Genomic DNA, 22,892 nt, shown 5'->3' on the forward strand with positions numbered 1-22,892 from the left:
TTGTTTATGAAACAACTCAGTCAAACATTGGCGATCCAAACTTCGGGTCGCCACTTTTATGATGTCACTCAAAAAGTTTTGGATTGGGCAGAGCGGTCAGATTTTAAAGAAGGCCTATTAACGCTTTATGTCCAACATACTTCAGCCAGCCTGCTTATTAACGAAAATTATGATCCAGATGTTTTAGTTGATTTGGAAAGTTTCTTCGAGCGTTTAGTGCCTGACGGCGACCCATTATTTATTCATACAGCAGAAGGTCAAGATGATATGCCAGCTCACATTAGAACTGCTCTAACGCAAACAAGCCTCTCCATACCAATCAAGGAAGGTAAGGTTGCATTAGGTCAATGGCAGGGTATTTTTTTGTATGAACATCGTTATCAATCCCACGAGCGTCGCATCTTAATGCATGTGATTGGTGAATAAGTTATTTAATTGAAGTCCAGGCAAGAGGATCAAAAGGCTTGCTGAGTTTTCTTAATTCAAAATAAAGACCATTTGAGTCATTGCCCCCAGTATTGCCCACCAAAGCAATCACGTCTCCACCACGCACAATTTCACCTGTCTTTTTAATTGTGGATTGATTATTTCCATATAGACTCATATAGCCTTCGCCATGATCCACAATAATAAGATTTCCAAAGCCACGAAGCCAGTCTGCAAAGACGACGCGACCAGTCGCAATGGATTTAACTTCATTACCTTCATTAGATTTAATAAATAAACCTTTCCAAGATAAGCCAGTATCTTCTCGAGGTGAGCCGAATCGATTAATTACATCTCCCTTAACGGGTAAGCTTAATTTACCTCGTAATGTTTCAAACTTTTGACCTGAAAATGTTTCTGTAGGGATGCTCTCATTACGAACAATAGGTGTTTTTGAAGATATTTTTTCTTCTCGTTTTGAAGGAACAGGGGCTGAAGGTAATCTTGCTAAACGATCAACAAGGTCTGTTAATCTTTTTTCATCTCGCATTAATTTTTGAATTTCATTGCGTTGTTGATTAATTTTTGAAGACAAACTTGCAATAAGTTTAGCGCGATCTTTCTTTTGAGATTCGAGTTCTGTTTTCTTTACTTCTTCTTTTTGTTTTAAACCTGCAATCTCTTTAAGCTTCTGTGCAGTTTCAGCACTATAAGCCTCAATTTTTTTTAAGTTACCTTGCATTTGGTAAATACTTTTAGCGCGAGCTTTTGCCACATAAGAGTAATATTGAATATTTCTTGCGACAACACTAGGATTTTCAGATTGGATAATCATTTGTAAGTAGCCAGGATCACCATGAAGATACTGCTGGTAGATTTGTTCACCCAACATTTTTCTTTGGAGATCAACCTGAGACTCTACTGTATCGGATTGTGCTTTAAGCTCTTGAAGTTTGGTATAATTTTTCTTTTGTTGAACTGATATTTCATAAAGTGAGCGATTGGTATCACTGATCTGCTTTTCGCTTTTTCTTAACTGATCGGTCGCATCTTCTTGAGCTTTTTGCGTGCCACTTAATTCTTTTTTCAACCGATCAATTTTTTCATGAACAGCGTTTAAGTTTTCTTTGGCTGAATCAGCTTTTGTTGCAGCTAAGCTATGATGAGAAAAAGATAGAAGGCATATAAAGGTGCATTGAATCAAAAAACTCAATGAGCTGTTTTCGACTTTAATCATTCAATTGAATTAGGTTTTGTCCTGTCATTTCGGATGGCTGTTTTTCACCCATGAGATGAAGTAGGGTGGGAGCTATATCCGAAAGTCTTCCATTGGATTTAATCGTAGCTTTTCGACCAATATAAAGGAAAGGCACTATATTTGTAGTGTGTTGTGTATGGACTTGTTTATTTTCATAATCTTCCATGAGCTCTGCATTGCCATGGTCTGCCGTAATAATGACTTCGCCGCCTATAGATTCCATAGCATTTACGACCTGACCAATACATGTATCGAGTGCTTCCATCGCTTTAATTGCAGCATTAAGGTTGCCTGTGTGGCCTACCATATCTGCGTTCGCAAAATTACATATGATAGCGTGATATTTTTTACTCCGAATAGCGCCCTCTAACTTTTCTGCGACTTCAAACGCGCTCATTTCAGGCTGTAAATCATAAGTAGCTACCTGTGGTGAGGGCACTAGAATGCGATCTTCACCTTCATAGACAGTTTCATTGCCACCATTAAAGAAAAAAGTAACATGCGGATATTTTTCTGTTTCAGCAATGCGCAATTGTTTTAAACCTAATTTTGAAATATATTCACCAAATGAATTATTCACAGATGTCTGTTTAAAAATCACGGATGATTTTTTGTCATTCTGGTCGTATTGAGTCAAAGTGAAATAGTGGCTAATATTAATTTTCTTTTGACGCTCAAAAGCGTTGAAGTTGTCTTGCAAAAGTGCATCTGTAATTTGTCGTGCACGATCCGATCGATAATTCATGAAGACGACTGCATCTCCATCTTGAATCGTAATAGCTTTCCCATTTCCATCATGAATGGATGTAGGTTTAATAAATTCATCTGTTTCTTCTCTGTTGTATCCCTCATGAATTGCATCAGCTGCATGAGAGGCATGGATAGGAGATCCTATCGTTAATGTGTTGTAAGCTAATTCAATGCGAGGCCAACGTTTATCGCGATCCATCGCATAGTAGCGACCTGATATAGAGGCGATTTTTCCAATACCGATATCTTTTAAATGAGATTCAAGTTGTTCGATAAAATGTAAAGCGCTTTTAGGGGGAGTATCTCGACCATCTAAAAAGGGGTGAATATAAACATTTTTCAATTCACATTGCTTTGCGACTTTGAGCATGGCGTAGAAATGATCTAAATGGCTATGGACGCCTCCATCAGAAAAAAGGCCCAGAAGATGTAAGGCCTTGCCATTTTCTTTAAGTGATTTAAATGCATTAATAAGAGATGGATTTTTAAAAAAATCACCCGACGTAATACTTGTGTTAATTCTTTCAAGATCTTGCTGAACAATTCGGCCAGCGCCTATATTTAGATGGCCGACTTCTGAATTACCCATTTGTCCTTTAGGTAAACCTACAAATTCTTCAGAAGCATTAATAAAGCTATGTGCGTATTTATTCCACAAACCATTCCAGTGGGGCATCTTTGCATTTTTAATTGCATTATGGTCCTCGTCATCTCGATGGCCAAAGCCATCCAAGATAATAAGTAGCACAGGTTTTTTTAACATAATAGAAGACATGTGTATGTGGCTTTAAAGATTAATGAATTATAATGCTTGTCATCAAATTTCACACTCCTTAACGTTAGTGCGCTATGAAATCAATCAAGATGTATACCAGTGCTTATTGCCCTTATTGCTCAAATGCTGAAAAGCTTTTGTCTAAAAAAGGGATTACGCAGATTGAAAAAATCCGCGTAGACGAAGATTCGGCCATTTTAAAAGAGATGATTGAAAAAACTGGACGTCGAACAGTGCCTCAAATTTATATTGGTGACTATCATGTAGGCGGGTTTGATGATTTAAGATCTCTAGACTTACAAGGCAAGCTCGATCCACTTCTTGGGATTTCTTAGAAAGATTACTTCTTATTTTATTTAAATATTCGCTATAAAAAGATAGAATGCTGTATTCGTTTAATTAAATAACAGCGGTTTTAATGCCGCGTGACTGGAAAATAACATGGCAGAAAAAAAGAAAGCAGCTCCCAAATCAACCAAGGCAGAAAAAAACGTCAAAATTGACCCCCAGGCAAATGGAAGTGCGCAACCTGGTTTCGCTATCGAAAAACTTTTTCTTAAAGATGTTTCAGTTGAGGTACCTAATTCCCCAGAAATTTTTACACAACGTGAAGCGCCTCAAATCGCTATTGAGTTAGGTAATTCAGGCAAGCCTCTCGCTGATGGTTATTTTGAAGTTGCTTTAAAAATTACTGTGACGTCTAAAATTGCTGATAAAACAGCCTTTCTTATTGAGGTGACACAAGCAGGTATCTTTGCATTGCGTAATATTCCAGAAGAAAATCTTGAAATGATTATCGCGATTACTTGCCCTAATATTTTATTCCCATACGCACGCGAAGCTATTTCAGACTTAGTGATTAAGGCAGGTTTTGCACCTGTTCTTTTAAATCCAATTAATTTTGAAATGCTCTATATGCAACAAAAGCAGCAAGCAGCGGGTAATGCGGTTGACACAAAAAACTAAGTTTTTTTTCCGTTATTTTTTTGTAGGGATTCTCTGCGCTATATCGCAATCCGCGTATGCCGAATTTCGATCTGTCATATCACCTAAAACCATTCTCTTTGAAGCACCGTCAGCAACTACCAAAAAAGTCTATTTAGTGGGTGAAGGCTACCCTTTAGAAGTTATTGTGAATTTAGGCGACTGGCTAAAGGTAAGAGATCCTTATGGTGCTTTAAGCTGGGCTGAATCAAAAAATTTACAATCCAAAAGGACGGTGATTGTGAAAGTAGATAAAGCAAACATATACAAAGAGCCTGAATCTAAATCAGCGCTGATAGCTACCATCGAAAAAGATGTTGTCATTGAACTATCAGATCCTCTTATCACTAATGGCTGGATTAAAGTACGTTACCAACAAGATCTTGATGGATACATTCAAACCTCTCAAGTATGGGGAATTTAATTAATTGAAAATCGCAGTCTTAGGCGCAGGCGCATGGGGCACGGCTTTGGCGATGCAAATCAGTCAAAAGCATCAAGTCACCTTATGGGCTAGGAATGCAGGTCATGTATCTGGCATGCGTAAAGCAAGATCAAACCCGCTTTATTTAGGCGACTTCCCATTTAACGATCAATTGATGCTTGAAGATAATTTAGAGGAAGCGATTCGCGATGCCGAGCTTATTCTGTCGGTCGTACCTACCTCAGGTTTTAGAGCTATTCTAAAAGAGATAAAATCCTTAAATCATAAAGCTCCTGTCATATGGGCCAATAAAGGGTTGGAAGCAGGGACCGCAAAATTACCTCATGAAGTTGCTATCGAAGAACTAGGCGACCCTAAAAAAACAGGACAGCATTGGGGGGCTTTATCAGGCCCGAGTTTTGCAGCTGAGCTTGTAAGATCTCTACCTACCGCATTAACTTTAGCCGCAACTGACGAAGCATTCACACAAAGCTTAGCTTCCATTATCCATGGGAATAACTTGCGCGTTTACACAAGCCAGGACGTGATTGGAGTGTCTGTCGGTGGCGCGCTTAAAAATGTGATCGCTATTGCTGCAGGTATTTCAGATGGCATGGGATTTGGAAATAATGCGAGAGCTGCTTTAATTACCCGAGGCTTGGCTGAAATTACGCGTTTCGGTATGAGTTTGGGCGGCCAAAAAGACACTTTCATGGGACTTACAGGCGCAGGCGATTTAATTTTGACCTGCACTGGAGACTATTCGAGAAATCGTGAGGTAGGCTTGAGGCTTGCTAAAGGTCAAACGATTAATGAAGTTCTAAAGGGGTTGGGCCATGTTGCAGAAGGTGTATACACTGCTAAAGAAGTTGTGAATCGCGCAAAAGCGCTTCATGTCTCTATGCCTATCATGCACGAAGTGAATCAAGTGTTAAGTTTTAGTAAATCACCTAAAGAAGCTGTGATCGATTTATTAGGTCGCGAGCAAAAATCAGAAACACACTAAGTCTAAGCCCCGCCTTTAAATCCATTTTGTCGCCATGCTTCGTAGAGAAGAATTGCGGCTGCATTCGATAAATTTAAGCTCCTACTATTTTCCGCCATAGGAATTCTTATTTTTTTATCGTGATCAAATTGACTACGAATCGACTCAGGTAAGCCTCGGGTTTCAGGCCCAAATAAAAAGATATCACCCTCTTGATATGAAACCTCATGGTAGGGCATCCCGCCTTTAGTCGTGACTGCAAACATGCGACTTTTGCTGTAAAGCGATTCGAATGCTGAAAAATTTGGATATGTTTTGACTGGGGCGAACTCATGATAATCAAGTCCTGCCCGAAGAAGCTGCTTGTCATCCAAACTAAAACCTAAGGGCTCAATTAAATGAAGTTGAGTGCCTGTATTAGCGCAAAGCCTAATTATATTTCCAGTATTAGGCGGGATTTCAGGTTCAAAAAGGGCAATAGAAAACATAAAATATAACAACTGATTAATTTTTATACAATTGTAACAAATTATAGTAAAATACCTTAACAATTGGTTTTTAATGATATTTTTATAATTAAATCATATAGATAGGGAATTTTCATGATTGAATCTCAGCCTAATATAAGTCAGCAACCCATTCAATTTGAACGAAAGCCCCCTAAAAAACCAAAAAATTCCCCAAAAGATCGCTGGTCAATTATTGAAATTGAAGCCTTATATGCGCTACCTTTCAGTGACCTTATGTTTAAGGCCCAAACGATTCATCGTGAAAATTTTGATCCCAATAAAGTTCAGGTAAGCACGCTCTTATCTATTAAGACGGGAGGATGTTCCGAAGACTGTGGCTATTGCCCTCAATCTGCTCGCTATGACACCAATGTAGAGAATGAAGCCATGATGCCTATCGATGAGGTGCTTAAAGCTGCAAAGGCTGCAAAGGATGCGGGTGCCAGTCGCTTTTGTATGGGCGCTGCTTGGAGAAGTCCAAAGGATAAAGATTTAAAGCCCGTCTTGGAAATGATTCAAGAAGTTAAAAAAATGGGACTTGAAACTTGCGCAACCCTCGGCATGTTAAAGGATGGGCAAGCTAATATGCTAAAAGAAGCGGGGCTTGATTATTACAACCATAATTTAGATACGGCCCCTGAATTTTATGGCGACATAATTTCAACACGCGTATATCAAGACAGACTTGACACATTAGATCGTGTTCGAGAAGCTGATCTTCATGTGTGTTGTGGTGGCATAGTTGGTATGGGCGAGAGCAGAACTCAGCGCGCAGGCCTGATTGCGCAGCTCGCCAATATGGAAAAGCAGCCTGAGAGTGTGCCGATTAATTTATTGACACAAGTAGAAGGTACGCCCTTGCATGGTACCGAACCACTCGACCTTTTTGAGTTTGTGAGAACGATTGCTGTTGCAAGAATTACGATGCCAAAAAGTTATGTAAGATTATCTGCAGGAAGACAGTCGATGCACGAAGGCATACAATCATTAGCTTTCTTAGCTGGGGCCAATTCAATTTTTTATGGCGAAAAGTTATTAACGACAGATAATCCGGATGCAAAAGTTGATCAAGCCTTATTTAATAAGTTAGGTATTCATCCTATATAAGCTTGTGATGCTAGATCAAATTCATCGTGAACTCCAATCTTTAAAAGACAATCATCTTTTTAGAACAAGAAAATTATTAAGTGGAAGATTGGGATCTAATCTTTCTTTTAATCATCAAAATTATTTAAGCTTTTCATCGAACGACTATTTAGGTCTTTCACAAAATAAATCTATTCAAGCTGCGCTGATTGAAGGTATTCATTTGTCAGGCAACGGCATGGGAGCCTCTCATCTTATTTCAGGCCATCATGAATTCCATGAGGCATTTGAAAGTGCATTTAGTGAAGCGCTTCATTTTGAAAGAGCGCTTTTATTCTCATCAGGCTATATGGCCAATATGGGGATCATCTCAGCATTAGTTGGAAAAGACGATACTATTTTTTCTGATAAGTTAAATCACGCATCATTAAATGATGCGTCTATTCTTTCTCGCGCTGCTCATAAAAGATATCGACATCATGATTTACAACATCTAGAAGAGTTATTGCAAGCATCAAAATCAAAAGCAAAGCTTATTGTTACGGATGCTGTTTTCAGCATGGATGGCGATTTAGCTAATATTCCAGACTTATTGCAATTATGTGAAATGTACGATGCTTATCTTTACGTAGATGACGCACATGGTTTTGGTGTATTGGGAAAAAATGGTAAAGGTATACTGCAATACTTTTATGACCAAGAAAAAATTAAAGAACCTTATTCGCCCAGGATTATTTATATGGCAACGTTAGGGAAGGCTGCTGGTATTCATGGTGCTGTCGTAGCATCTTCAAATAATCTTATCGAATATTTCATTCAAAAATCTAAACAATACATTTATACAACTGCTATCCCAGCTTTTATGGCGCATGGATTGAAAGAATCCTTAAATCAAATTTTGAAGGCAGATCAAATAAGAGCTCACTTAAATAATCTTATTGCGCATTTTAAAGCTGAGGTTAAATTACAAAAAATGAATTTAGGTGACTCATTAACGCCTATTCAGCCACTTATTGTTGGAAGTGAAATAAATGCATTAAGATTAAATCAATGGTTAATGGAAAAGGGAATATATGTCCCTGCTATTAGACCGCCTACGGTTCCTCATGGCACTTCTCGTTTACGCATTTCATTTTCAGCATTACATCAAGATAAGGACGTGATGACATTAATAGAAAATATATTAGATTTTGAAAGTCAATCTGATGCACATTAAAAAAATTGGACAAGGCAAAGATCTTGTTCTTATTCATGGATGGGGTATGCATAGTGGTATATGGGAACCTATCATTGAGAAATTTTCAAATCAATACACACTTCATCTTGTCGACATCCCAGGTATGGGTAAAAGTGATAGCATCGACCCTTATGATCTCAATCACCTCGTTGATGCGATCAGTCAAAAATTACCATCATCTTTTGATATTTTAGGATGGTCTTTAGGCGGCCTCATTGCATTAAAAATGAGTTTGATACATCCACAAAAAATTCATCGTATGGTTTTGGTGGGGGGGACGCCTTGTTTTATTAATCAGACAGATTGGAGTTGTGGCGTAGATGTTAGAGATTTTAATGATTTTGCTGATAAGCTTTTTAAAGATTACAAATCAACTATGATAAATTTTTACACTCTACAACTTATGCATTCAAAAGACAGCAAATTCCTTATTAAAAAACTTAAAGAGATAAATGAAAAATCAGATCCTCCGAAAGTCAAGTCTTTGCAGCTTGGCCTAGATATCTTGTTAAATAATGATTTGCGAGATGACATTAATAAAATTAACCATAAAACACTTTTAATAGTCGGCGACATGGATCGCTTGACACCAAAATCAGCTTCTACATGGCTTGAAGGTCATTTAAAGGATGCGCGATTAAAAGTAATCCAAGGCGCATCACATATTCCTTTTTTATCTCACTCGCATGAGTTTTTTGATCAACTCGATCAATTTTTATTAGCAGCTTAATCATGACTCAGCATCATATTGATAAAAAAAGAGCTCAAGCCTCATTTAATAAAGCTTCTGCTTTATATGAAGATTCAGCTGTTCTTCAAAAGCAAGTATTAGAAGAAATGTTTCTAAGGTTAAAATTACTCAAAATTAATCCGAACAGCATTCTTGACTTAGGTTGTGGACCCGGTAATGCTGGACCTGAATTAAAAGCTGCATATAAGCCTCATGATCTTATTTATTTAGATTTTGCCTATGACATGCTAAGAAAAGCAGAAGAGAAAAACAGAGATCATTTCTTAAAGGTATTTTCAAGTAAAACGACACAGCGATTTATTTGCGCAGATATGGAGGCTATCCCATTAGCAGATAATAGTATCGATATGGTTTGGTCAAATTTATCTCTTCAATGGTGCAACGACCTTGATCAGGTATTCACTCAAATAGCAAAAACATTAACGCATAATGGACTTTTTATTTTTAGTACATTTGGACCAAGCACACTTCATGAATTAAGAATGTCGCTCGCATCATTTTCTCAGTACTCACATGTAAATCAATTTATAGATATGCATGATATTGGTGATGCGCTAATACGATGTGGCTTTTCAGATCCGGTTTTGGATGTAGATGTTTACACACTTACCTACAGTACGTTTAAAGAAATAATGTATGACTTGAAGCATATCGGAGCTCGCAATGCTCTTCAGGGAAGAGCAAAGGGTATGACAGGTAAAGGCTTCTTGTATCAATTAGAGAAATTGTATGAAGTTTATAGAGCTGATGAAAAATTGCCTGCAAGTTACGAAGTTGTGTACGGGCATGCATGGAAAGTGAATAAGCTGCATGATGAATCCTCAATTATTAAGTTCTACCCAAAACAATAATGCATTCATTTTTTATTACTGGGACTGATACAAATATAGGAAAGACTGCTATTACGTGCAGCTTAATTGTTAAGTATATTGAGGAAGGATTTCGAGCAGCCGGTATGAAGCCTGTTGCTGCAGGGTGTCATTTAGAAAATGGTTATATGATTTCTGATGATGTTAAAAAGATTATTGAAGTTAGTAATGTAGATCTAAATTTAGAAGAAATTAATCCTTATTCATTCGAACGGCCGATCGCACCTCATATAAGTTTTAAGTCAAATGAAATTGATATTCGTTTAATTAAAAAACATTTACGATCTTTTGAAATAAAAATAGATTATTTATTTATTGAAGGAGTGGGAGGATACGCAGTGCCTTTAACTGAAACCTTTACTACAGCTGACTTAGTCGAGAGTTTAGAGATACCAGTTATTCTGGTGGTGGGTATGAAATTAGGGTGTATCAATCACACTTTATTAACAGTTGAAGCAATTTTGAATAAAAAGCAAAAACTCTGTGGCTGGGTCGCCAATTGTGTAGATGAACACATGGAGGCTTATGAAGAAAATTTTTCTTTTTTGAAAGAAAAAATTAAGGCACCTTGCTTGGGTGAAGTCCCTTATTTCAAAGATTTTGACCCTTACAAAGCATCAAAATTTATCAATATAAATAAGCTTAATGGTAAAGCTTATGAAGATTGATGTAGTCAGCAACACCTGCAGGCAAAAGATTTATAAGATTTTTATTTGAATAAATAGTGTCTCGAATTTGAGATGACGAGATATCAATATACTCAAATGTTTTCGTCATAATTAGCCCGTGACCAGATGTGCGAAGATCTTCAACATTTTGAGTGAGTCTTTCAGCCCATTCTTTTTTTAGAACTGATGTTAATTGTTCTTCTAAAATAGGGGATTCGCGCCTTTCTACTACCAATATGTGGCAATAATTAAAAAGCTCATTCCATAAGTGCCATGATTCAAGCTTTAGGAAAGCGTCACTTCCCATTAAAAAACAAAACGCTTGCTCCTCTTTTTTTTCTAATGCAAGACTTTGCAATGTCTCAATAGTATAAGAGGGTTTTAGGTCGCTTTGGTTTTTTTTAATTTCACGATCATCAATGAAAAAATTAGTGTGCGGATTGAGAGCGAGTTTGAGCATTTCTATACGATGCTTATTTTCTACGACGATATTTTTATGAGGCGCTAAACCGGCTGGAATAAAAAGGACTTTCGACAATGACGCTAGGTCTTGCCAGGCTTTAGCTAATTCTATATGACCACAGTGTATTGGATCGAATGCGCCGCCTAATACACCAATAAGTTTCAAAGACATTCCTTATTTACGTATATGCCCATTACCTAATACGATATATTTTAGCGAAGTAAGTCCCTCAAGCCCTACAGGACCTCTTGCATGTAATTTATTTGTTGAAATGCCTATTTCAGCACCTAGGCCATATTCAAAGCCATCAGCAAAACGAGTTGAAGCATTAACCATAACGCTACTTGAATCGACTTCTTTTAAGAATCGCATAGCGTGTCCATAGTTTTCAGTAACGATAGCATCTGTATGATGAGAAGAATATTGATTGATATGATTAATTGCATCGTCAACGTCATCGATAATCTTGCATGAAATAATTGCATCAAGGTATTCGGTATAAAAATCATCTTCACTTGCTGCTTTAATACCCCTTACAAGTTTCAAAGTTTCTTTGCAGCCACGAACCTCAACTTTATGTTGATGCAGCATTTTCACAATTTTAGGTAAAAAATCTCGCGCAATGTCTTTAGATATTAAAAGTGATTCGGTCGTATTGCATGTTCCCAATCTTTGAGTCTTAGAGTTCTCAATAATTTGAAGTGCTTTATCTAAATCTGCATTTTTATCTACAAAGACGTGGCAATTTCCATCTAAGTGTTTAATGACAGGCACAGTTGCCTCATCGCTAATCATCTTAGTTAAGCTTTTGCCGCCCCTTGGAATGATCACATCAATGTAGTTATCAAGTTTAATCATAGCTTCAACTATCGATCTATCGGTTGAATCAATCACCTGAACAGCCTGAACTGAAAGACCGGCTTTTTTAAGTGCCTCATGAATAATATTGCTTAAAGCAATATTAGAGTGAATAGCTTCGCTACCACCTCTTAATATAATGGCATTTCCAGATTTGATAGATAAACTCGCTGCATCAATGGTGACGTTAGGACGAGATTCATAAATCATACCTATAACACCAAGAGCTACACGCATTTGACCGACTTGAATACCTGATGGCCGTGTATTCAAATGCATAATTTCACCAATAGGATCCTTAAGATCAACAATACCTTGTATGCCTTTAATCATCGAATCAATAGTTTTAGTTGAAATGATAAGGCGCTCGATAGAAGCGCGATCTAATTTATTTTTTTTAGCTACTTGGATATCCTTCTTATTGGCTTTCAGAATAGTTTTTGCTTTTGTATTCAAAAGCTGAATGAGATGAGTCAATGCATCATTCTTTTGTTGTGTTGATGCTTTAGCCATCAAGCGTGAAGCTTTTTTCCCTTCTAGGCCAATTTTTTTAAGATATTGATTTATATTTGTCATGTGTGAATTATACGCGTTAAGAAATTAACTTGTATAGGATCAAATTTTTCGACTTCGAGATGCTATTTTTGCAAGTCCTAGACAAAGCCTATCTGTCTCTAACCAAGCATCCCCATGGGAAACACCTTTTGATATTTTATCGATTTCGGATAGCTTTTGAATAGCCGCTCTTAAATGCTTAGCCGAAAAAAAAGAAAGTGCTTTCCTAACATATATAAGTTTGTCTCCAAATATTCTTGATTTTGTAAGATGACTTTCTAAAGATTGACCTCTAAAATCAAGCTCTTTTATTTCAAGCATGGGTTTTAATACCCATGAAAGTGAGCTTGTAATGCTAATTGGGTTTTGACCTTCTTCCTTTAAAAAATTAAGTGTCGATAACGTTTTCATCTGATCACCAATTAATACATATTCAGTGAGTTCAAAAGCGTCATAACGAGATACATTGGAGATAGATTGAGAAACTTTTTCGTACGAAATAGGTTGGTTTGGAAAAAGCAATGCTAATTTATTTAATTCTTGATCTGCGGCAAGCATATTCCCATGAACGAAATGACTAATAAGCTGAATACTCTCCTCATCTAGAGTTATAGACAATAATAAAGCTCTTTTTTTTAACCAAGAAGGAATTTCAGCTGGTTTGATTTCGTCAAGCCTAATTGTGTAAGCAATTTTTTCAAGATCTTTAAACCATTTCTGCTGCTTGGTTTCTTTCTCTGTTTGAGGTAATTGAACAATAAGAAGGTCGTCTTGAGAAAAATTTTGCAGAATTTCATAAAAAAATTCGCCACCTTCTTCATTTATTTTTCCTGAGGGAATAACGATTTCAATAATGCGCTTTTGAGAAAATAAGCCTTGAGATGAAAGGGACGAGGCACATTGATCCCATTTGAAATAGCGGTCAACATTGAAACTCAATTTTTCTAAGTAAGAGTGTTCTTTAGCGAATTGACGTAGGATGTCGAAAGCTTCTTTTCTTGAAAGAGCCTCATCTCCTAAAAGAAGAAATTTTGATCCCTGATTTTTTTGAAGCTCTTTTTTAAGAGCTTCCGAATCAAATGCTACCATTAGTTATTTTTTACTAAGCTGAATTTGGTTGAATAGATTTGTAATAGTTTCAATACGCATAGATTCGTTAAGCTGTCTTTCTTCTTCCTCTTTACCAATAACATTCGAGTCGCTATAAGTAAAGTCCCGACGTGATTCTAGAACATTTTCTTGACTCCAAGTTTCGCTATCTGGAGTTTTAATTCGATAACGAATCCTATAGAAAATTTCAAATTCTCGAACAAGACCTTGTCCACTTAAAGATAAAATTCTTTTTTCACTCTCTTCACTAAGAAGCTCAATTCTTAATTCTGGATTTTCTGTAGGAAGAACAATAGCCACTTTATTGCTAGTTAAGGCTTTTTTGAGATTTTTTGTAAAGCTTAAATCCTTACCTTCTATGCTGACTGTTTTAAATGATATTTCTGTCATGCCTCTCAAATGAAATCCACAGCTAGTTATGATTACAAGTGTGAGCAGCGTTATAAATTTTTTATGTATAGTATTCATCATTTACCCTGTGACGATATTAATGAGTTTTTTAGGTACAAATATCATTTTTTTAACACTATTTTCATGGCTAATAAATCTTTTAACGTCTTCATTTTCAAGGGCCATCCGCTCAATATCTTTTTGCTCAAGACCTGTTGATACTAGCATATTTCCCCTGAGTTTTCCGTTCACTTGGATCACCATAGCATATTCGTTTTTAATTAATGCGTTAGGGTCAGTTTTGGGCCATAACTCTTTATCAATAGGAGCATTAAAAATATGATTCCATAGGGCATGACATATATGCGGCACGAAAGGGTTGAGTAACAAAATTACATTTTGTATGACTTCTTGTTTTACTGAAAGCGTTACAAGATCATTATCTTCAACTTTTGCAAAAGTATTCATTAGCTCCATTACAGAAGATATAGCTGTATTAAAACTATGCCTTCTTTGAATGTCATCAGTAATTTTTTGTATAGTGTGATGAAGCTCGAATCTTAAATTCTTTGTTTGAGCCGAGAGTTCGCCTTCTTTATAAGGCTCAATTTTGCCTCTAGCATGATGGTCATAAACGGTTTTCCAAAGCCGTTTTAGGAAGCGATTGGCTCCCTCAACACCACTATCAGACCATTCTAAGCTTTGTTCCGGAGGGGCTGCAAACATGATAAATAGTCTAGCAGTATCAGCGCCAAATTGATCAATGAGTGACTGAGGGTCAACAGTGTTACCTTTTGATTTTGACATTTTGGTACCATTTTTTAATACCATGCCTTGCGTCAAAAGATTTTTAAATGGCTCAGAATGTTTAATGAGGCCAAGGTCTCTTAAAAGTTTATTAAAAAAGCGTGCATATAATAAATGCAAGATGGCGTGCTCAATGCCACCAATATATTGATCAACAGGCATCCAGTAATTACTTCTTTCATCGACCATGGCATTTTGATTGTTATAACTTGGATAGCGAGCAAAATACCAAGATGATTCTACGAAAGTATCCATCGTATCTGTTTCCCTTTCAGCTGGCTTGCCGCAGGAAGGACAGGTTGTTTTATAAAAAGATTCATCTTGTTTAATAGGAGATCCAACACCATGCATAACGATGGATTCGGGAAGCACTACAGGCAAATCTTTTTCTGGCACAGGCACTTCGCCACATGAATAACATTTAATAATGGGTATTGGGCATCCCCAGTAACGCTGTCTTGAAATCCCCCAATCACGCAATCTAAATTGCGTTGTTTTTTTGCCTTTATGGAGAGAGATTAATTTATTAACAATGGCATCAAATGCCTCTTGAAATTCCAAGCCATTAAATTCACCCGAATTAATTAACCGTCCGTAATCAGTAAAAGCAGCTTCAGCAAGGTTGGTTGTTTTTGCATCAATTGGCTCAATAACTTGTTCAATGTTAAGGTTGTATTTTTTTGCAAATTGAAAATCTCTTTCATCATGCGCAGGAACCGCCATCACCGCTCCTGAACCATAATTCATAAGTACATAATTGGCGATCCAAATTGGCACTTCTTTTTGTGTGATAGGGTGAATAGCTCGAAATCCAGAGTCGATACCTATTTTCTCTGCAGTTGCAATATCAGCCTCAGCGACGCTGCCTGTTGTGCATTCGTTAATAAATGTTTCAATTGCAGGATTATTTTTTTTAATTAATGAAGCAAGTGGGTGTTCTGCGGCAATAGCTAAGTAAGTGACACCCATAAGTGTATCTGGCCTGGTGGTGAAGACTTTAAGAGGATCAGCGTGATCTTTAATGGTAAATTCAATTTCACAACCATGACTTTTACCAATCCAATTTCTTTGCATGGTTTTGACTTGTTCTGGCCAGCCTTCAAGATCATCTAAATCCCTTAGAAGCTCATCCGCATATTCAGTAATTTTCATAAAATACTGAGGGATTTCTTTTTTCTCAATAACAGCGCCAGATCTCCATCCTTTTCCGTCAATTACTTGTTCATTAGCAAGGACAGTTTGATCCACGGGATCCCAATTAACCGTAGAAATTTTTTTGTAAATTAATTTCTTCTTAAAGAGTTCAGTAAATAACCATTGCTCCCATTTGTAATACCCTGGTCGACATGTTGCAATTTCTCTTTTCCAGTCGATTGCAAGGCCTAGCTGTTTCAACTGGTGTTTCATGTAATCAATATTGCTATAGGTCCAAGCAGCAGGAGCAGATTTATTTTGTAATGCTGCATTTTCTGCAGGCAAACCAAAAGCATCCCAGCCCATAGGTTGCAACACATTAAAACCAAGCATGCGATGAAAGCGGCTTAATACATCGCCGATCGTGTAATTTCTAACATGCCCCATATGAAGTTTTCCACTTGGGTAAGGGAACATAGAAAGGCAATAATATTTTGGTTTTTTAGAGTCTTCCGAAACAGAGAATGTATGTTCTTGATCCCAATAGGACTGAACTTCTTCTTCAATACCTTTGAAAGGATAGTTGGGTTGCATATGCTAATTAATTAATTTGATCAAAAATTGTTTTTTGAATGTCTTTAACATCACCGAGGCCGTTAATCTTAATATAGCGAAGATCTTGATTTTCAGACATTGCCCATTTTGAATAATAATTAACAAGTGGTTTCGTTTGGGTATGATAAACATCAAGACGTTTTAGAATGGTTTCTTTTTTATCATCATCTCTTTGAATAAGAGGCTCACCTGTGATGTCATCCTGATCTTGAATTTTAGGTGGATTATTATGAATATGATAAATGCGACCTGAAGCAATATGCGTCCTTCGTCCACTTAATCTCTCTACAATGACGTTATCTGGCACATCAATTTCAATGACTATATCTATCATAATCGAAGCCTGTTTCATTGCTTCGGCTTGAGGAATAGTTCTAGGGAAACCATCTAACAAGAAGCCTTGTTTACAATCACTATCTTGTATCCGCTCTTTAACTAATTCAATAATTAGTTGATCCGGAACAAGTGCGCCACTATCCATAAATTGCTTAGCTTCAAGCCCTAATTTTGTATTTGCTTTAATAGCAGCACGAAGCATGTCGCCAGTTGATATTTGGGGGATATTAAATTTGTCTTTAAGTATCTGGGCTTGAGTGCCTTTACCAGCGCCTGGCGCTCCTAGTAGAATAATTCTCATATATCTCTCCTTAAGTCTTAATTATATCAGCCGATGTTCATTTCACATGGCAATTAGTCTGTATAAATTAATCTAGATAATTTGAAATATTTACGAAATCTGATACTGATAAATTTTCGGCTCTTAACTGCGGATTGATACCTATTTTTTCAAAATCATTTTCGTTAATAAAGGATTTAAGTGTATTGCGAATAGTCTTTCTTCTTTGAGAAAAAGCTTCCTTAACAATCTTTCCAAACTGATTGATATTGTTTGCTATAAAAGGGTATTGCTCATAAGGAATAAGCCTTACGAAAGATGATTCGACTTTAGGCTCAGGTTCGAATGCCTCTTTAGGCACTTGAACCAAACGCTCAATTGAAAAATAATATTGAAGCATCACTGATAGTCTCCCATATTCGGAAGACGAGGGGATGGCGATCATGCGATCTACAACTTCTTTTTGTAACATAAAATGTAGATCCTTTACAATTTGAATATTTTCAATACATTTAAATAGAATGGGCGTTGAAATGTTGTAAGGTAAATTACCTACAATTCTGACTTTTTGATGAAATTGATGAAAGTTAAAATTTAGAACATCTTCATTGAATATGGTAATGCTTTTTTTGGGGTATTCATTTTCCATCCAACTTACAATATCTCGATCAAGTTCAATCGCTAACAAATGAGGACATTTTTCGAGTAGAGGTTTTGTAAGCGCTCCAAGACCAGGACCTATTTCAATAAGAATATCATCTGGAAGAGGGTTGATTGATTGAATAATTGAATGAATAATCGAAGCATCTTTGAGAAAATTTTGCCCAAATTTTTTCTTAGGAATATGTCTCATGCGTGAGATTTTTGAGCTAAATCAATTGCCAAATCAATCGCACTAAAAAAGCTATTTGGGTCTATATTACCTTGACCAGCAAGATCGATAGCGGTTCCATGGTCAACTGAGGTTCTAATGATCGGAAGGCCAAGGGTAACGTTCACACCTAAGCCAAAATTAGCATGTTTAAATACTGCAAGACCTTGATCATGATACATTGCCAAAAAACAGTCAGCTTTTTGAATATATTTTTCCGTGAAAAGTGTATCTGCTGGAAGTGGCCCTTCAATTAACATGCCTTCGCATTTTAATTTGCTGATAACAGGCGTGAGAATATTAATTTCTTCTAAACCTAAAACGCCATTTTCACCTGCATGAGGATTAAGGCCTGCGACAAAAATTGCAGGATTGTTTATTTTAAAACGATGAATAAGGTCGCGATGAATTGTTCTTATTGTTTGCTCAAGCTTTTCTGATGTAATCAAGTGACTTACTTGCGATAAAGGCACATGTGTTGTCACAAGTGCGACTTTCATAGTTTTAGAAGCGAGCATCATAACTTCATTTTTGGCTTGAGTATAATGCGCAATGTATTCAGTATGGCCGGTAAAAGGCTGACTTTCATTGATAATGCTTTTATGGATAGGAGCTGTTACAAGTGCATCAAAAGATTTATTTAAGCAGCCATCTAGTGCAAAGTTTAGGACATCAAGAACATATTGATTATTCTTAGGATTAAGTAGTCCTGTCTGAATGTTTTCGCAAGCAGGAATATGATGAATAGAAAGTGAGTGATCACCTTTATGTTCTATAGGAACATTTTCATATAATGTAATCGATTTATTGAGACGAGCAGCTCTGTCAGTTAAAGCATTTTTATCGCCAACCACTGTAATAAATGCTGGAAATTTTTTTGTACTAAGCAGAACGCAAAGATCAAGACCAATGCCCGCAGGTTCGCCTGAGCTTATGACTATATGTGGCTTAAAAGCAGTCAAAATAAGAAATTAAAAGTTGTCTTCTAAGCGAAGCTCTACAAAAGAGCGATCTCTTAATTCCTGCAGCCAATCTTGATAGGCTTCTTCAGATTTACGCATTTTAATTTGCTGTCTACCTTGCATTCGAGCCGATTCTTTCGACATATCTTGAGATCTTTTTTCAAGAACTTGAATAAGATGCCATCCAAATGGAGTTTTAATCGGATCGCTGATTTGATTTATATTAAGCTGTTTCATTGTTTTTTCAAATTCAGGCACAGTATCTCCTGGATTGATCCATCCTAGATCTCCACCATTGGTTGCAGACGGATCTTCCGAATATTGCTTTGCCATATCCTCAAACTTTATACCATTTTCTAATCGCTCTTTAATGCCGATCAATTTTTGACGCCCCTCATTTTCTGAGGTAATTTCAGAAAGCTTAATTAAAATATGCCTTACATGCGTTTGCTCCACAACAACCGGGCCACTTGATCCTTTTTTGTTAATTAATTTAAGGATATGAAAGCCATTAGGACTTCTTAAAATAGGGCTAAGCGAACCTACTTCTGTTTTCTTAAGAGCATCCACAAATAATGTTGGCAAATCTGAGGCTTTTTTCCATCCAAGATTGCCGCCTTCAAGTGCATTGGGTGTTTCCGAAAATGCTGCAGAAACTTGTGTGAAATTTTTACCTGATTGAATTTGCTTAGCGGCTTCCTCAGCCTTATTTTTTAACTTCTCAAGTTTTTCAGGAGACGCGTCCTCAGGAACGCGAATCAGAATATGAGCAACCTCGAACTCATCTTGAATTTCTTTTGATTGAGCATTTAAGAAATTATCAATTTCTCCATCTGTAATTACTATTTTACTATCAACCTCACGCTCTTTTAATTGTGCAATCGTGATTTCATTTCTAATCTCTTCTCTAAACTTATAAAAATTAGTACCATCTTTTTCTAATGTTTTTTTAAAATCAACCACATTAAGCTTATTTTTTTCCGCAATACGTTCAATAGTTTTATCAACTTGAGCGTCACTAATCCTTAATCCAGTTTGATTAGCAAGTTGAATTTGAATACTATTCGCAATCAATCTTTCTATTACTTGTTTCCTTAAAACACTTTCTGATGGGATTTCAATTTTTTGATTTTTTAGATTGCCAATCACTGAATTAATTTTTTCTTGCAACTCTTTTTCTGTGATGACATCTTGATCAACAACAGCAATAATTCGATCAAGTTTTTTAATTCCATTTTCAGACTTTGCGTATCCGAGTGAGAGAAGTGTTAAGCCAAATAGAGTTAGTATCAGTTTTAAAAGAAATATTATTTTTTTAAGTTGCATATTTGAATTAGTTAAAGTTTGCCTGACGATTAACATCAGGAATTTGATTGACGTTTCTGAGGCCTGGAACATTCCTGTATAAAAAGTTATTTAATTTGTTTGCGTCCGAGCCTATGGAACCAATGCCATTTAACTCAAGCTGAATAAAAAATGCATAATTCGGATTCGGGCTTGTTGGCAATGATATTCTGTCAAAGATTGATCTTGCAACCCAGCAGCCGCCGTCGTATTCTAATCCTGCTAAAACTTCAATAGTTTGCGAGCTCTTCAAGTCATAATTGTAACGACCAATAGAGTAGAATCGGTTTCCTAGAGGCCATTGACCCGCCGCATTAAAAACTTCTAAATCTTGATTATTATCAATAATATTATCAATCAACCGATAGCTTACATTGAGCATTTTTCCTGGCTCTGGATTATATCGACTTCCTAGCGTGCTTCTTAATAAATTGTTAGAGGTTGGGTCAAATTGAAACATTGCATCTAGGTTAAGTGAGTTCGGTAATTTTGCTGATGCACCCATAAAAATATCTGAATTTGCTTTTTTAGCTTCTGTAAGATCATTACCAAAGACTCTTCTGTCTTCAAAATAATATCTTTGAGCAATTATGGCCGATAATCTCTCCTTACCATTTTTATCTAAAAATTTAGATGTTAATGATGCAGTTAATTGATTTGCATCATTTATTCGATCTTGCCCATTGTATTGATTCTCATAAAATAAAGTTTGCATATTTAAATCTGCAAGGCCTGAGTCAAAGTTAGGCAATACTGATTGATCTTTATATGGAATGTAGACATAAAATAATCTCGGCTCAAGCGTGTTTGTATAATTTTGATTTAAAAAATTTATATTTCTGTCGAGATAAACACCGCTATCCAAAGAGAAAATTGGTGTGACTATATCTTTGTTATTATCAGGTGAATTGTTAAGATTATAAGATCTAATATTTGCAGAAACTTTCGGTTTAATATATCCGTATTCAGAGGTTAGCGGAATAGTGATTGCTGGAGTCATTGTAAATCTGCTCCCAGTAATCTTTTGCGCTTCTGTGAATGTTGATGCGAACTTATCATCCCTTTCAAAAAGAGTCCATTGTGACTTAAGGTCTAATGTGAAATTATCGTAGTCTTTTTTCCCCGAGAGATTAACTTGTGGAAGTCTTTGATATGGAGAATTTGATGCATTTGTTAATGTTTGATATTTTTCAGTTAGTAAGTTTAATTTCCAAACATCACCCGAATAATTTAGATTTACTCTTTGAGGTAAATTGACCACGCTAGTAACTTGAATCATAGTGGCTAAATCAGAAAAGTAAGTATTATCTGATACTTTTTGAAGATCATAAGATCCCGACCAACCCCTACCAAATTGATGCTGATGAGTAAGTTTTAAAAAATATCTATTATCTTGACCGCTAGATTGATCATGATTCATATATTGAAGTTGATTAATTCCTGAATAGTTTTCGGTTAGGTAGCGAAATTCACCATCCGCTAGGGGACCTCTTTTACCTAAATACCTGGCTGTCAGAGTTGCATCCATATCAGGAGAAATATTAAAGTAATAAGGTACGCGAAATTCAAAACCACTTTTAGATGTGGTGCCAAAGGTTGAAGATAAGAAACCAGATTGTCTATTTTTATTGAGAGAAAAGCTTGTGCTAGGCATATAGAATATCGGGACCCCTTTGAAATCAACCGAGGCATGTGAGGCTTTTACCCGGTCTTTTTTTGTATCAATTTCCATATTTTTAGATTTAATATACCAATCATTGGAATCTACCTCACACGTGGTTAATCTGCTGGATTCAAGTTTTGTCTTATTTTCACCCTCAAAAAAAATTGCTTTAGCATCACCTCGGAAGTCATAATAACGTTTGGTAACTTGAATACCTTTTTGAACGATAGTTTCTTCTTTTTTATCAGACTTTATATTAAAGGTCACATCTTCCATCTTTCCAGTCTGGTCGCTTAATCTATAATTAAGCTTTGAGCCAGAAATAGAGATGTTTTCTAGGTCTATGGATGTATTTCCTTGTGTAATGAGTTTTTCTGAAATTTGATCATACTCAATCACTTCAGCTTTGATAGTTTTATTGCCTTTTTTGAGAATAGCATTCCCTTTGGCTTTCATTTTTCTATCGAGAAGCGTTTCAAGGCTATCCCCTTCAATTTCAACTGATTCCTGAAAAATTTCTGAAGATTGTTTTTCACTTACCAAGTCTTCAGCAGATGAAAGCTGAGGAAGAATAAAAAACACTAGCCATAGCGGTGAGATTGTTTTTCTAAACATGGAATTTTGCTGAAGGAGCAAGTAGGGGTGCTATAGTTTTAATGTTGAATATTTCATAAACGTTAAAATCTCATATTTTAGCTATTTTATCAACTTAAATTTATTAATAATCAGGTAGTTATATAACTTACTTCATTAAGCTAATTGCTTAAAACGTACAATTTTTT

General features: G+C 36.3%; 23 protein-coding genes. 10 read left to right on the plus strand and 13 right to left on the minus strand.

What is annotated here, in order from left to right; all coding sequences use genetic code 11:
- Positions 1 to 6 precede the first annotated feature (6 nt).
- Positions 7 to 426 carry a secondary thiamine-phosphate synthase enzyme YjbQ gene (locus tag FIT70_RS01755; protein WP_139930406.1) on the plus strand — a complete coding sequence of 140 codons (420 nt, stop codon included), beginning with the start codon at positions 7 to 9 and terminating at the stop codon, positions 424 to 426.
- Between the two features lies 1 nt (position 427).
- On the opposite strand, the gene FIT70_RS01760 is transcribed toward FIT70_RS01755, so the two are convergent.
- Positions 428 to 1,663 carry a murein hydrolase activator EnvC family protein gene (locus FIT70_RS01760; protein ID WP_139930407.1) on the minus strand — a complete coding sequence of 412 codons (1,236 nt, stop codon included), beginning with the start codon at positions 1,661 to 1,663 and terminating at the stop codon, positions 428 to 430.
- A complete protein-coding gene (gene gpmI, locus FIT70_RS01765; RefSeq protein WP_139876077.1) occupies positions 1,656 to 3,197 on the minus strand; it encodes a 2,3-bisphosphoglycerate-independent phosphoglycerate mutase in 1,542 nt (513 codons plus the stop codon). Before gpmI ends, FIT70_RS01760 begins: the two co-directional genes overlap by 8 nt.
- A gap of 86 nt (positions 3,198 to 3,283) precedes the next feature.
- Here gpmI and grxC point away from each other — a divergent pair, with 86 nt between their 5' ends.
- The 4 genes from grxC (at position 3,284) to FIT70_RS01785 (ending at position 5,623) form a co-directional block, all read left to right on the plus strand.
- Positions 3,284 to 3,544, plus strand: a complete 261-nt coding sequence (gene grxC / locus FIT70_RS01770; RefSeq protein ID WP_139867094.1) for a glutaredoxin 3 — start codon at positions 3,284 to 3,286, stop codon at positions 3,542 to 3,544.
- A gap of 106 nt (positions 3,545 to 3,650) precedes the next feature.
- Entirely contained in the window at positions 3,651 to 4,175 is a 525-nt protein-coding gene (secB, locus tag FIT70_RS01775; protein WP_139867095.1) for a protein-export chaperone SecB, read from the plus strand.
- Entirely contained in the window at positions 4,159 to 4,617 is a 459-nt protein-coding gene (locus FIT70_RS01780) for an SH3 domain-containing protein (protein WP_189340863.1), read from the plus strand. The genes secB and FIT70_RS01780 overlap by 17 nt, the downstream gene beginning before the upstream one ends.
- A gap of 4 nt (positions 4,618 to 4,621) precedes the next feature.
- Positions 4,622 to 5,623, plus strand: a complete 1,002-nt coding sequence (locus FIT70_RS01785) for an NAD(P)H-dependent glycerol-3-phosphate dehydrogenase (RefSeq protein WP_139867099.1) — start codon at positions 4,622 to 4,624, stop codon at positions 5,621 to 5,623.
- Between the two features lie 2 nt (positions 5,624 to 5,625).
- Here FIT70_RS01785 and trmL read toward each other — a convergent pair whose 3' ends face one another.
- Positions 5,626 to 6,090 (minus strand): tRNA (uridine(34)/cytosine(34)/5-carboxymethylaminomethyluridine(34)-2'-O)-methyltransferase TrmL, encoded by a 465-nt coding sequence (gene trmL, locus FIT70_RS01790; protein ID WP_139876940.1) that lies wholly within the window; start codon positions 6,088 to 6,090, stop codon positions 5,626 to 5,628.
- A gap of 114 nt (positions 6,091 to 6,204) precedes the next feature.
- On the opposite strand from trmL, the gene bioB reads away from it, so the two are divergent.
- From bioB to bioD, 5 genes are read left to right on the plus strand one after another with little or no spacing between them, the layout of a single operon-like run.
- Positions 6,205 to 7,218: a biotin synthase BioB gene (bioB, locus tag FIT70_RS01795; protein WP_139876941.1), complete on the plus strand. Its 1,014-nt coding sequence runs from the start codon at positions 6,205 to 6,207 to the stop codon at positions 7,216 to 7,218.
- A 7-nt stretch (positions 7,219 to 7,225) separates the two neighbouring features.
- Entirely contained in the window at positions 7,226 to 8,413 is a 1,188-nt protein-coding gene (locus tag FIT70_RS01800) for an aminotransferase class I/II-fold pyridoxal phosphate-dependent enzyme (RefSeq protein WP_139930409.1), read from the plus strand.
- Complete coding sequence (gene bioH / locus FIT70_RS01805) at positions 8,403 to 9,164, plus strand: pimeloyl-ACP methyl ester esterase BioH (protein ID WP_139930411.1); 762 nt, start codon at positions 8,403 to 8,405, stop codon at positions 9,162 to 9,164. Before FIT70_RS01800 ends, bioH begins: the two co-directional genes overlap by 11 nt.
- Before the next feature lie 2 nt (positions 9,165 to 9,166).
- Positions 9,167 to 10,036, plus strand: a complete 870-nt coding sequence (gene bioC, locus FIT70_RS01810) for a malonyl-ACP O-methyltransferase BioC (protein ID WP_223257743.1) — start codon at positions 9,167 to 9,169, stop codon at positions 10,034 to 10,036.
- On the plus strand, positions 10,036 to 10,722 hold the full coding sequence (bioD, locus tag FIT70_RS01815; RefSeq protein ID WP_139930415.1) for a dethiobiotin synthase: 687 nt from the start codon (positions 10,036 to 10,038) through the stop codon (positions 10,720 to 10,722). The genes bioC and bioD overlap by 1 nt, the downstream gene beginning before the upstream one ends.
- Here the strand turns inward: bioD and nadD are convergent.
- The 10 genes from nadD to FIT70_RS01865 form a co-directional block, all read right to left on the minus strand.
- Positions 10,697 to 11,356 carry a nicotinate (nicotinamide) nucleotide adenylyltransferase gene (gene nadD, locus FIT70_RS01820; RefSeq protein WP_139930417.1) on the minus strand — a complete coding sequence of 220 codons (660 nt, stop codon included), beginning with the start codon at positions 11,354 to 11,356 and terminating at the stop codon, positions 10,697 to 10,699. The two genes, bioD and nadD, sit on opposite strands and share 26 nt — an antisense overlap.
- Positions 11,357 to 11,359: 3 nt before the next feature.
- Positions 11,360 to 12,619 carry a glutamate-5-semialdehyde dehydrogenase gene (locus FIT70_RS01825; protein WP_139930419.1) on the minus strand — a complete coding sequence of 420 codons (1,260 nt, stop codon included), beginning with the start codon at positions 12,617 to 12,619 and terminating at the stop codon, positions 11,360 to 11,362.
- Between the two features lie 39 nt (positions 12,620 to 12,658).
- Positions 12,659 to 13,687: a DNA polymerase III subunit delta gene (holA, locus tag FIT70_RS01830; protein ID WP_139874303.1), complete on the minus strand. Its 1,029-nt coding sequence runs from the start codon at positions 13,685 to 13,687 to the stop codon at positions 12,659 to 12,661.
- Positions 13,688 to 13,690: 3 nt separating this feature from the next.
- Positions 13,691 to 14,098, minus strand: a complete 408-nt coding sequence (locus tag FIT70_RS01835; protein WP_189340864.1) for an LPS-assembly lipoprotein LptE — start codon at positions 14,096 to 14,098, stop codon at positions 13,691 to 13,693.
- Between the two features lie 81 nt (positions 14,099 to 14,179).
- Positions 14,180 to 16,633, minus strand: a complete 2,454-nt coding sequence (leuS, locus tag FIT70_RS01840; protein WP_139884236.1) for a leucine--tRNA ligase — start codon at positions 16,631 to 16,633, stop codon at positions 14,180 to 14,182.
- Positions 16,634 to 16,640: 7 nt separating this feature from the next.
- The gene (gene adk / locus FIT70_RS01845) at positions 16,641 to 17,291 is read right to left on the minus strand and encodes an adenylate kinase (protein ID WP_139874306.1); all 651 of its coding nucleotides are present in this window, start codon (positions 17,289 to 17,291) and stop codon (positions 16,641 to 16,643) included.
- Positions 17,292 to 17,358: 67 nt separating this feature from the next.
- Complete coding sequence (gene rsmA / locus FIT70_RS01850) at positions 17,359 to 18,123, minus strand: 16S rRNA (adenine(1518)-N(6)/adenine(1519)-N(6))-dimethyltransferase RsmA (RefSeq protein WP_139884237.1); 765 nt, start codon at positions 18,121 to 18,123, stop codon at positions 17,359 to 17,361.
- Positions 18,120 to 19,103 carry a 4-hydroxythreonine-4-phosphate dehydrogenase PdxA gene (pdxA, locus tag FIT70_RS01855; RefSeq protein ID WP_139930423.1) on the minus strand — a complete coding sequence of 328 codons (984 nt, stop codon included), beginning with the start codon at positions 19,101 to 19,103 and terminating at the stop codon, positions 18,120 to 18,122. Before pdxA ends, rsmA begins: the two co-directional genes overlap by 4 nt.
- A gap of 9 nt (positions 19,104 to 19,112) precedes the next feature.
- On the minus strand, positions 19,113 to 20,429 hold the full coding sequence (locus FIT70_RS01860) for a peptidylprolyl isomerase (RefSeq protein ID WP_139930425.1): 1,317 nt from the start codon (positions 20,427 to 20,429) through the stop codon (positions 19,113 to 19,115).
- A gap of 7 nt (positions 20,430 to 20,436) precedes the next feature.
- Positions 20,437 to 22,725, minus strand: coding sequence for an LPS-assembly protein LptD (locus tag FIT70_RS01865; protein WP_139930427.1), 2,289 nt, complete (start codon positions 22,723 to 22,725; stop codon positions 20,437 to 20,439).
- Positions 22,726 to 22,892: the final 167 nt, after the last annotated feature.

Source organism: Candidatus Methylopumilus universalis (assembly GCF_006364435.1).
GTDB classification, from domain to species: Bacteria; Pseudomonadota; Gammaproteobacteria; order Burkholderiales; family Methylophilaceae; genus Methylopumilus; species Methylopumilus universalis.